Annotated in this window: 9 protein-coding genes; 4 read left to right on the top strand and 5 right to left on the bottom strand. The window is 68.7% G+C overall.

The genetic code is table 11. The features are described 5' to 3' along the window. Positions 1–283: 283 nt before the first annotated feature. Complete coding sequence (locus ACFVWG_RS35615) at positions 284–1543, bottom strand: MFS transporter (protein WP_391547882.1); 1260 nt, start codon at positions 1541–1543, stop codon at positions 284–286. A gap of 23 nt (positions 1544–1566) precedes the next feature. Between ACFVWG_RS35615 and ACFVWG_RS35610 the strand changes: the two genes are divergently transcribed. Beyond that, entirely contained in the window at positions 1567–2010 is a 444-nt protein-coding gene (locus tag ACFVWG_RS35610) for a MerR family transcriptional regulator (protein WP_391547881.1), read from the top strand. Here ACFVWG_RS35610 and ACFVWG_RS35605 read toward each other — a convergent pair. Both ACFVWG_RS35605 and ACFVWG_RS35600 read right to left on the bottom strand, forming a co-directional pair. After that, complete coding sequence (locus ACFVWG_RS35605) at positions 2000–3223, bottom strand: RNA polymerase sigma factor (protein ID WP_391547880.1); 1224 nt, start codon at positions 3221–3223, stop codon at positions 2000–2002. The genes ACFVWG_RS35610 and ACFVWG_RS35605 overlap by 11 nt on opposite strands. A gap of 16 nt (positions 3224–3239) precedes the next feature. Beyond that, positions 3240–3611, bottom strand: coding sequence for a YciI family protein (locus ACFVWG_RS35600; RefSeq protein WP_391547879.1), 372 nt, complete (start codon positions 3609–3611; stop codon positions 3240–3242). Between the two features lie 169 nt (positions 3612–3780). Here ACFVWG_RS35600 and ACFVWG_RS35595 point away from each other — a divergent pair, with 169 nt between their 5' ends. Next, entirely contained in the window at positions 3781–5259 is a 1479-nt protein-coding gene (locus ACFVWG_RS35595) for a flavin-containing monooxygenase (RefSeq protein ID WP_391547878.1), read from the top strand. Here ACFVWG_RS35595 and ACFVWG_RS35590 read toward each other — a convergent pair. Further along, positions 5204–6343 carry a citrate/2-methylcitrate synthase gene (locus ACFVWG_RS35590; RefSeq protein WP_391547877.1) on the bottom strand — a complete coding sequence of 380 codons (1140 nt, stop codon included), beginning with the start codon at positions 6341–6343 and terminating at the stop codon, positions 5204–5206. The two genes, ACFVWG_RS35595 and ACFVWG_RS35590, sit on opposite strands and share 56 nt — an antisense overlap. Before the next feature lie 73 nt (positions 6344–6416). On the opposite strand from ACFVWG_RS35590, the gene ACFVWG_RS35585 reads away from it, so the two are divergent. Then, a complete protein-coding gene (locus tag ACFVWG_RS35585; protein WP_391547876.1) occupies positions 6417–7595 on the top strand; it encodes a citrate/2-methylcitrate synthase in 1179 nt (392 codons plus the stop codon). A gap of 251 nt (positions 7596–7846) precedes the next feature. Here the strand turns inward: ACFVWG_RS35585 and ACFVWG_RS35580 are convergent, their stop codons facing one another. Then, on the bottom strand, positions 7847–8731 hold the full coding sequence (locus ACFVWG_RS35580) for a MurR/RpiR family transcriptional regulator (protein ID WP_391547875.1): 885 nt from the start codon (positions 8729–8731) through the stop codon (positions 7847–7849). A gap of 108 nt (positions 8732–8839) precedes the next feature. Here ACFVWG_RS35580 and ACFVWG_RS35575 point away from each other — a divergent pair, with 108 nt between their 5' ends. Further along, positions 8840–10402, top strand: a complete 1563-nt coding sequence (locus ACFVWG_RS35575; RefSeq protein WP_391547874.1) for a DUF5722 domain-containing protein — start codon at positions 8840–8842, stop codon at positions 10400–10402. Positions 10403–10470: the final 68 nt, after the last annotated feature.

Raw genomic sequence — 10470 nt, 5'->3', positions numbered from 1 at the left:
ACGCCGTACCGGACCCGGCGACGCGGCGCGGCGCGGCGCGGCGCGACGCGGCGCGGCGCGGCGCGACGCGGCGCGGCGCGCGACGAAACGCCGTACCGGGCCGGGCGCAGACGGAGCGGCGCGTCACCACCACGCCTTACGGGCACAAATCGGGGGCTTGAACAGGACGGGGTGGGTGGGGACACGTCATGGCTTGTTCAAGGTCACGACAGGGGGTGCAAGCCCCGGCGAATGCACATGGAGTACGGCGGGGTGGAGGGCGATGGCCAGGGCGATGGATTGATCATCCGGCCAGGGGTGTTGAGGCGATGACGGTTCCGGCGAGGGCTACGCCGAGGCTGATGCCGACCTGGCGGCCGGTGGAGACCATCGAGGCGGCGAGGCCGGCCATGTCGGTGGGCATCTCGGAGACGGCGGTGTTGACCAGGGGTGGGTTGATCATGCCGACGAAGATGCCGAACACCAGGTAGATGCCGAGCAGGACCGGCAGTGGAGTGGTTGCCCCGATGGTGAACGAGGCCAGCGCACTGAGCACCAGGGCGGTGCCGGCGATCAGGAGTGGGAGGCCCGGTCCGCGAGCGGCGACCAGGCGGCCGGCGTACGGGGAGATGATCAGGATCGCGACTCCGAGCGGCAGGAGCGTCAATCCGGCGGCGAGTGCCGAGACGCCGCGGACGTTCTGTAGGTAGAGCGTGGTGACGAAGAGGTAGGCGCCGAAACTGCAGTACGCGACCACGGCGATCACCAGCGCGGAGCTGAAACGGAGGCTGCGGAACAACCGCAGTTCGAGCAACGGCTCGGTACGGCGGCGTTCGTACGCGACCAGCGCGGTCGCGGCCAGTGCTGTGCAGACCAGGAGCCCGACCGTTGTCGGCGTACTCCAGCGGCCGGACTCGATGATCGCGGCGACCAGCGAACCGAGGGTGAGGACCAGCAGGAGCTGACCGATCGGGTCGAAGCGGCGGGCGTTGTCGGCGCGGCTCTCCGGGACGAACAGTTGGGTGCAGACGACGGCGATCACGACGATCGGCAGGTTGACCCAGAAGATCGACCGCCAGCCCCAGGTGGCGACGAGCGCGCCGCCGAGGATCGGGCCCAGCGCGAACGCGAGGCCGGACATCGAGCCGAAGACTCCGATCGCCTTGGCGCGCTCAGTCCGGTTCGGGAAGGTGGTGACGACGATCGCCATCGCGACCGGGTTCAGCATCGTCCCACCGATCGCCTGCAGAGCCCGGGCCGCGATCAGCCAGCCGATTCCGGGCGCCAGGCTGCACGCGAGCGAGCCGAGCCCGAAGACGATCAGGCCGAGCTGGAAGATGCGCCGCCGGCCGATCCGGTCCGCGGTGGAGCCCGCGAGCGGGAGGAGCACGGCGAGTACCAGGGTGTAGGCGTCGACAGTCCACTGCAGCCCGCTGACCGACGTACTGAGATCGCTGTGGATGGACGGCAGGGCGACGTTGACGATCGAGACGTCCATCAGCGAAATGATGATGCTCAGGCAGCAGATGGCCAGAACCAGCCGCTGTCTCGTTGAAGCTCTCATTCCTTGAACCTAGGATTTAGAGCGTGCTCGAAGTCAAGCTTTCCTCCCAGCCCGTCCCCGAAGCCGGGGTGAGTATCGCCGAGGCCGCCGAGCGGACCGGCGTCAGCGTCCACACCCTCCGGTACTACGAACGTGCGGGCCTCGTCATCACCGCGGTCGACCGGACCAGCGGCGGCCGGCGCCGGTACCGCGAGCTCGACCTCCGGTGGATCAACATGTGCACCCGTCTGCGATCGACCGGTATGCCGATCCGCGTCATCCGCGAGTACGCCGATCTGGTCCTGGCCGGCGTGGGTAACGAGAAGGCGCGCCTCGCACTGCTCGAGTCGCACCGCGCGGAGGTGCTCACCAAACTCGCCGAGCTCCAGGAGAACCTCGAGCTCATCGACCACAAGATCGACGTGTACCGCGGCCGCCTTGAGGCCGGGACCGCCGACACCCTCTGGTTCCCCGGCCCTACCGGTTGACCAGCTCCGAGCGTCGTCGTACCAGGAAACGGCGCTCGGCTTCGTTGCTGGTGAGTTCCATCGCCTGCTCGTAGGCGAGGGCGGCTTCGTGCGGACGGTTCAAGCGAGCCAGTACGTCGGCGCGCGTGGCGGGCAGGTAGGCGTAGGAACGCAGCGCCAGTTCATTGCCTAGGGCATCTAACTCCGTGAGCACCTGATCGAGATCGGCGCCGGGGACGAGGCTGCGGGCGGCGGCTCGGTTGAGCGCGACGATCGGGGTCGGCCAGCTGATCATCATGGCGTCGTACATCCGGACGACCTGCCGCCAGTCGGTCTTTTCCCAGGAGGGCGCGGTGACGTGCAGGCCCGCCACCGCCGCTTGTAAAGCGAAGCGGCCGTGTCCACGGAGGAGAGCCGCGGTGGCTCGCGAGACTCCTTCGGCCAGCATCTTCACGTCCCAGCGGGAGCGGTCCTGATCCGCGAGCAGGACGAGTTCGCCGTCAGCGCTCAGCCGGGCGTCGCCGCGTGCCTCGGTCATCAGGAGCAGGGCGAGTAAGGCTTCGGGTTCGGTCTCGGTCGGCATCAGCCGGACGAGCAAGCCGGCGAGCTCGATCGCCCGACCGGTCAACTCCGTGCGGGTCAGTTCCGGACCGGCTGCGACGTGGCCGGCTGTGTAGACCAGGTGGACCACGGTGAGGACCGCGTCGAGCCGGGCCGCCAGCTCATGGTCGGCCGGGATTCGGTACGGGATGCCAGCGGCCGCAATCTTCTTCTTGGCTCGGGTGATGCGGGCCGCGGCCGTGGGCTCGCTGATCAGCAAGCCGGCCGCCACCTCGCGGGTGGTCAGGCCGCAGATCAGCCGCAGCGTCAGCGCCACCTGGGATTCCTGCGCCAGCGCCGGGTGGCAGCAGGTGAAGACCAGGCGGAGCGGGTCGGTCGGTTGCTCGACCTCGCCCGGCTCCTCGATCAGCAGCGGCAGCTTCCGCCGGAGCGTGCTCTCACGCCGCAACCGGTCGAGGGCGAGCCGCCGCGCGACCGTGGTCAGCCAGCCGCCCGGGTTGACCGGGATCTCGTCCGGCCAGGTCCGCAGTGCTTGGACGAAGGCGTCCTGCGTGCAGTCCTCGGCCAGGTCGAGATCCCGGGTCAGCCGAACCACCGAGGCGAGCACCGTCGACCAGCTCTCCCGGTGCGCCCGCTCGACCGCCGCAGCGACCGTGCGCGGGTGGTTTGCCATCAATTCACGCAGCAACTCACGCAGGCGGCGCGGCTTCGGCGGAGGTGTCCATCACGGGACGGACCTCGACGTTGCCGGACGGGCACTGCTTGGCCAGCTCGAGCGCCTGGTCCAGGTCGCGCGCCTCGACCAGGTAGAAGCCGCCGAGGGCCTCCTTGGTCTCGATGAACGGACCGTCGGTGACCAGCGGCTCCGCCCCCTCGCGCTGCTTGACGGTGCTCGCCGTGTTGGACCGCTCCAGCGCCGCGCCACCGAGGATGCTGGCCCCCGCCGCCTCGACCGCCTCCGCGAAGGCGTTGTGCAGCTTCATCGTCGACTGCCACTCCTCCGCGGTGATGTTGTCGTACCACTCCTCGCTGTCGAAGAGCAGGAACATGTACTGCGCCATCTCGGGCTCCCTTGTCTCGGGCTTGCTAGGGCGCGTCGCTTGAGTCCGCGTCCTAGTGATCATCTTGCTGACGATCGGGCCCGAGGGGAATCGACAGCACCGTTGCGGAAGTTTTCGCGCTACTGTTGAGTGGATACTCAACAAGCCCCTTCCGCCCCAGGAGGAACGCATGGAGCACTTCGACGTCCTGATCGTCGGCGCCGGCCTGTCCGGGATCGGAGCGGCGTACCGGCTGCAGACCCAGTCGCCGGACCGGTCGTACGCGATCCTCGAGGCCCGCGACGCGATCGGCGGGACGTGGGACCTGTTCCGCTATCCGGGGATCCGGTCGGACTCGGACATGTTCACGCTCGGCTTCCCGTTCCACTCGTGGGCAGGGAAGGCGATCGCGGACGGCACCGATATCCGTGAGTACGTGAACGAGACGGCGTCGACGTACGGGATCGACAAGCACATCCGGTTCGGCCAGAAGGTGCTGCGCGCGTCCTGGTCGTCGGAGACCGCGCTGTGGACGGTCGAGACTGGCGACTCGTCGTACACGTGCTCGTTCCTCTACACCTGCAGCGGCTACTACGACTACGACCAGGGGTACGTCGTCGACTTCCCGGGTCAGGCCGAGTTCCAGGGGCAGGTGGTGCACCCCCAGCACTGGCCGGAGGACCTGGACTACACCGGCAAGCGCGTGGTGGTCGTCGGCAGCGGCGCGACCGCGGTCACGCTCGTCCCGGCGATGGCCGAGACGGCGGCCCACGTGACGATGCTGCAGCGGACGCCGAGCTACATCGCCTCCCGGCCTGCGGTGGACGCGTTCGCCGATCGCATCCACGGACTGCTGCCGGACAAGCTCGCACATCGGCTGATCCGCACGAAGAACATCGCCACGAGCACGCTGACCTACAACGCGTTCCGTAAGTTCCCCGCCCACGCCGCCTGGCTGCTCAACCGGATGGCGGCCAAGCAACTGCCCGACTCGATCCCCGCCGACCCGCACTTCATCCCGACGTACAAGCCGTGGGACCAGCGGCTCTGCCTCGTCCCGGACTCCGATCTGTTCCGGGCACTGCGCAAGGGGACTGCGTCCGTGGTGACGGACGAGATCGAGCGCTTCACCCCGACCGGCCTGCTGCTGAAGTCCGGCGCGGAACTCGAGGCCGACCTGGTCGTGACGGCGACCGGCCTGAAGATGGTTGCCCTGGGCAAGATCGAGCTCACCGTCGACGGCCGGCCGGTGCCGGTCAACGAGACCTTCGTCTACCGCGGGCTGATGCTGAGCGGCGTACCGAACCTGGCCTGGTGCGTCGGCTACACCAACAACTCCTGGACGCTGCGCTCCGACCTGAGCTCCCAGTTCGTCACCCGGCTGCTCAACCACCTGCGCGCCACCGGCACCGACATCTGCCGCCCCGAGATCGACCCCGCCGAGTACGACGCTCCTCGGGTTCCCGTGGTCGACCTCTCCTCGGGCTACATCCGGCGTGCCGCCGACATCCTCCCCCGCCAGGGCGCCGGTGGGCCCTGGCGGTTGCGGCAGAACTACCCCCGCGACCTGGTCACCTTCCGCTTCGGTGCGATCGAGGACGGGGTCCTGAAGTTCACTCGACGGGAGCCGGTGGCGGCGGGCCGACGTACTGCGCACTCGGGCGGATGATCTTCGAGTCGGTGGCCTGTTCGAGGATGTTGGCCGACCAGCCGATGACACGGCTGACGGCGAAGGTCGGCGTGAACATCGCGCGCGGGAGACCGCAGAGCTCCATCACGACGCCGGCGTAGAACTCGACATTGGCGTAGAGGTTGCGGCCGGGCTTGAGCTCAGCCAGTACGTCGACGATGCGCTGCTCGACCGTGGTCGCGAAGTCGACGAGGTCGCCACCGATACCGCGAGCGATGTCGCGGAGCATCAGCGAGCGGGGGTCCTCGGTCCGGTAGACCGCGTGACCGAAGCCCATGATGCGGTCGCCGGCCTCGACCTTGGCGCGAACCCAGTCGTCGATGCGGTCCGGCGTACCGATCTCGTCGAGGCTGGCCAGCGCGCGGTCGGGTGCGCCGCCGTGCAGTGGGCCGGAGAACGCGCCGATCGCGCCGGCGATGGCCGCCACCAGGTCGGCGCCGGTCGAGGTGATGACGCGTGCCGTAAACGTTGACGCATTGAATCCATGATCGACGGTGGAGATCAAGTAATGCTCAATGGCGGTCGCCTCAACGGCGGTCGGCACCTTGCCGGTCACCAGGTAGAGCCAGTTCGCGGCCGCGGTCAGCTCGGAGCGGGGGTCGAGGGGCTGTGCACATTCGCGGAGCCGGTACAGCGCGGCGAGGATGGTCGGAGTGACCGCGCAGACGAGCATCGCGTCCGCTTTGCGTCTCGCTGGGTCGGCATCCCACAATGGCGGCAAATTCTTGGTGGCCGCTAAGAGGGAAAGTGCGGTTCGGAGGCCGGCCAGGGGGTTAAATGTAGGCCCCGCGGTGGCGATGGCGGGGAGCACTGCACTGACCTCGTCCGGCAGCACCCGCAGCGGTGCGAGGTCGGCGATGAACTGGTCGCGCTCGGCCGCGGTCGGCAGCCGGCCTTCGAAGAGCAGGAACCAGACGTCTTCCAACGTCTTCGACTGGGCGAGATCGATCGCCGAGTACTGCCGGTAGTGGTAGAACCCTTCATCGCCGCGGACGTCGCCGAGGGTCGTCTCGGTGACGACGACATTGCGGAGACCGGGCGGAACATTGATCGTCGTTGACATGACTTCAGGGTTGATAGGCAATCAAGTATTGTCAATGTTGATCCAGTCAACATGAGTGCATGACGGAGCGGGGATGACAGCAGAAGGTGACGAGGATTACCTGACGACGGCTCAGGTGGCGCGACGGCTGCGCGTGAAACCGGAGACGGTCTACGCCTACGTGAGCCGCGGAGTGCTGACGAGCGTGCGAGCCCGCGGCCGGCGCGGCAGCCTGTTCGCCGTCGCCGACGTGGAGCGCCTGGCGAGCCGGTCAGTCGAGCACTCCGGAGCCGTCGAGGAGACCGAGTCCGCATTGACCCTGCAGTCCGGTGACGAGCTCTACTACCGCGGCCGCTCGGTCCCCGAGCTGGCCACCACCCGGACCCTCGAGTCGGTCGCGCACCTGCTCTGGACCGGCGAGCTCACCGACCAACCCCCGTTCCCCGTCCACCGCGCCTCTGTCGACCTCGCCCGAGCCGCCATGGCCGTCCTGCCACCCGCTGCCCGCCTCACCGACCAGCTCCGGGTAGCCGTTGCGGCACTGAGCGCCGCAGACCCGCTCCGCTTCGACCTCCAGCCCACCGCCATCACCACAGCAGCCCGAACCCTTTTGGGCACCCTCATCACCGCCCTCCCCGGCCCCACCGGCTCCCCCACCGCCACACCCGGCACCCGCCTCTGGCCGAAGCTCACCGCCACCGAGTCCTCGCAGCCACCACGCCCCGAGCTCCTTGACGCCGTACTGGTCCTGCTCGCCGACCACGGCCTCGCAGTCTCCACGGTCGCCGCCCGAGTCGCCGCCAGCGCCCGAGCCAACCTGTACGCCGTCGTGTCGGCGGGCCTCGGTGCACTCGACGGTCAGTACCACGGCGCGGCTCCGACGCTGGCCTACGAATTCCTGGACCGCGCGAAGGACGACCCACTTGGCGCCCTGTCGGACCGCCTCCGCACCGGTACGCCGATCCCCGGCTTCGGCCACAGGATCTACCGAACGCATGACCCCCGCGCCGAGGTCCTGTTCACCCTGCTCGGCGACGCCCCGATCATGCAGGTGGTCCGCACCATCGCCACCCGCACCAAGTCCTTCCCCAACAGCGACCTGGCGATCGCCGCCGTCATGCACGCCCACCACCTCCGCCCCGACGCCGGCGAAGCCCTCTTCGCCCTGGCCCGCATCGTCGGCTGGACCGCCCACGCCCTGGAGGAGTACGCCGCCCCCGCCCTCCGCTTCCGAGCCCCCGGCATCTACACCGGCACCCTCAAGCCCGAATAGCCACCCCAACGAGCCACCCGTGCCCGACCATGCCAGGCGCCCCCGCCGAGTGTGAGAACTGTGCAATCGAGTGGAAGGACCGTGCGGCCGGATATCGATTGCCGGCGGCAATCTCCTTCCACTCGGCCGCGCGAGGTCCTACCTGGACAGCGTGCGAAGCGACCGTGCGCAAAGCGAGCCTCTGCAGCCAGCGCGCTACGTCCGAAGGATCGGAGACCACGTCAGCGCGTCCTTCGGACGTTAGCGCGGGGTTAGCGGCGGCGGTGGGTGGAGACGGCGTCGGCGGTGGCTTCGAAGGCTTGGGAGGCCAGGGGGTAGTCGCGTTGGGCTACGCCTAGGTAGAGAGCGTCAAGGACGATCATTTGGGCGTGGCGGCCGGCTAGACCACCGGAGCGGAAGGTGACGTCGCGGGCGGCGGTGACCAGGACGATGTCGGCGGCCTGGGCGAGTGGGGATCGCGGGTAGTTGGTGAGGGCAACGGTCGTGGCGCCTTGGGCGGCTGCGCGGGTGAGCGGCTCGACGACCTCGATGGTTTCGCCGCTGTTCGAGATGCCGACCGCCACGTCGCCCGGGCCGAGCATTGCGGCGCTGGTGAGTGCGTTGTGGACGTCGCTCCAACTGTTCGCGCCGCGGCCGATCCGGTGCAGGCGGAGCCGCAGTTCGTAGGCAACCGCCGCCGAGCCGGAGACGGCGTACAGGTCGGTACGGCGGGCGTCGGAGATCGCTTGTACGGCGCGGCCGAGGGCGTTCACGTCGAGTGCCGCGACGGTGTCCTCGAGTGCTCGGGTGTCGGCCCGGAGCAGGGTGTGCAGAACGTCGTCGAGTGAGTCGTCGGGACCGACCTCGGCACCGGTACCGCGTTCCCAGCCCAGGCTGCTGCGGCCGGTCTCGGCCGCGAGCCCGAGCCGGAGTTCGGCGTACCCGGGAAGGCCGAGCGCGAGACAGAACCGAGTGACGCTCGGCAACGACGTACCGCAGCGGGCGGCGAGCTGTCCGATCGTCGACGAGGCGACCCCGGCCGGATCGCGCAGCACCTCGGTCGCGATCCGGGCCTGTGCCGGAGTGAGCGCGGGCAGCAGCCCACGGATCCGCATCTCCAGGCTCGGCGGCGGCGGACCAGCGGCGGCAAGGCTCATGTGAATTATTCTCAAACCAAATCCATCACGATGACAAGAGTTCACACCGAGTCTTCGGCGGTGATCGCAAGGCTCGACGCCCGCGCGGTCAGCCGCCATCGTCGGCTTATGCAGCTGAGCCGTCTCGTCATCGCCCTGGCGACCGTCGCCGCCCTCCTCCAGCCCGGCCAATCGGCAGCCGCACCCCAGGCCGGCCTCCCCTACCCGGCCCGGGACGCCTACCGGATCAAGGCGATCCAGCCCGACTTCTGGGCCAACCCCGACGAGATCGCCGGCAACAACACCGGCGGCGTCGCGATGAACCTGGTCTGGGCCTCCTGGGAACCGTCGGTCAAAGCAGCGCCCTGTGCGGCCACCGAGCAGGAGTACGACGGCCACTGTTTCGCCGTCGACGCCCGGACCGACGCAGCCATCAAGGACTGGACCGATCGCGGTGTGATCGTCACCTCGGTCGTCTACGGAACCCCCGCCTGGGCCCGCGCCGGCAAGCCCTGCTCCCCCGCGGCGCCCGGTTTCGAACAGTTCTGTACGCCGAACGATCCCGCCGACTACGGCCGTTTCGCCGGCATGATCGCGCAACGGTACGACGGTCTGCACGGCCACGGCCGGATCGCGGACTTCGTGATCGGCAACGAGGTCAACAGCAACATCTGGTTCGACATCGGCTGCGGTCAGGGCACCGCCTGCGACAAGACCCGCTGGCTCGACGAGATCGCCTCGAACTACAACGCGGCGTACGACCGGATCATCGCGGCGCAATCGGCGGCGAAGGTGCTGACCTCGATCGATCATCAGTTCGGCAGCGAACTCGAACGTCCCGCCGCGAGCGAGGCGACGCTCGCCGGAATGTCCGTCCTGCAAGGGCTTGCGGCTCGCGTCGGTTCACGCACCTGGCGAGTCGCCGCGCACCCGTACGCGAAGGATCTGCGCAGCGACGCGGTCAGCCCGGACGACTACCCGTACATCACCCACGGCAATGTCGGCGTCCTGCTCGGCTGGCTGCAGAAGACCTTCCCGAACACCCCGGCGGCCACCGAGGTGCAACTCACCGAGAGCGGCGTCAACTCACTGTCGCCGTCCTCACCGGCCAAGCAGGCGGCGGCTGTCTGCAACGTGTTCCGCAACGTCCTAGGCACTCCGGGCATCGTGAACTTCGTCTACCACCGGATGGTCGATCATCCCGATGAGACCGCCGGCGGCCTGGCTCTCGGCCTGCGCAATACCGATGGCTCGGCCAAGCCCGCCTGGTCTACTTGGGCGCTGGCCAACCGCAGTGACCTGACGCCGCCCCAACTCAGCTGCGGCTTCGAAAAGTTGCCCTACACAACATTGACGCGGGGCTACAACGCGAGCCGCGGTCACTGGGCCTCGTCGCGCATCCTGCCCGGTGGGTTCGCCGCCGAACGCACCTGGCGGCTGCTCCGCGAACCGGCTGCGGACACAGTCGCGCTCTACGAGTGCCAGGTCGGCGGTCACAACCTGCTGACCCGCGACGCCGGCTGCGAAGGCCTCCGCCCACTCGGCCCGGTCGGCTACGCCCGGACGTCGCCGTCCCCCGGCAGCATCCCCATCTACCGCTGCTATATCCCAGGGAACGGCGACCACTTCATCTCCCCCGACCCCAACTGCGAGGGCCAGCGAACCGAACAACTCCTCGGCCACTCCGCCTGACGCCGCCCCGGCCTCTGACCATTTCAGGGGAGATCCCCTCAAGTTGCCCCTTCTCCGCCCAAAATTTG

The sequence above is a fragment of the Kribbella sp. NPDC058245 genome, from assembly GCF_042882005.1.
Taxonomy (GTDB): Bacteria; Actinomycetota; Actinomycetes; order Propionibacteriales; family Kribbellaceae; genus Kribbella.
The sequence above is the reverse complement of the archived record's forward strand: the minus strand, read 5'-3'. Positions and strand labels throughout refer to the sequence as shown.

Bases quoted from the DNA above. Each gene is read 5' to 3' on its own strand.
- ACFVWG_RS35615 (WP_391547882.1), bottom strand. From the start codon at position 1,543: ATGAGAGCTTCAACGAGACAGCGGCTGGTTCTGGCCATCTGCTGCCTG.
- ACFVWG_RS35605 (WP_391547880.1), bottom strand. From the start codon at position 3,223: ATGGCAAACCACCCGCGCACGGTCGCTGCGGCGGTCGAGCGGGCGCAC.
- ACFVWG_RS35600 (WP_391547879.1), bottom strand. From the start codon at position 3,611: ATGGCGCAGTACATGTTCCTGCTCTTCGACAGCGAGGAGTGGTACGAC.
- ACFVWG_RS35595 (WP_391547878.1), top strand. From the start codon at position 3,781: ATGGAGCACTTCGACGTCCTGATCGTCGGCGCCGGCCTGTCCGGGATC.
- ACFVWG_RS35590 (WP_391547877.1), bottom strand. From the start codon at position 6,343: ATGTCAACGACGATCAATGTTCCGCCCGGTCTCCGCAATGTCGTCGTC.
- ACFVWG_RS35585 (WP_391547876.1), top strand. From the start codon at position 6,417: ATGACAGCAGAAGGTGACGAGGATTACCTGACGACGGCTCAGGTGGCG.
- ACFVWG_RS35580 (WP_391547875.1), bottom strand. From the start codon at position 8,731: ATGAGCCTTGCCGCCGCTGGTCCGCCGCCGCCGAGCCTGGAGATGCGG.
- ACFVWG_RS35575 (WP_391547874.1), top strand. From the start codon at position 8,840: ATGCAGCTGAGCCGTCTCGTCATCGCCCTGGCGACCGTCGCCGCCCTC.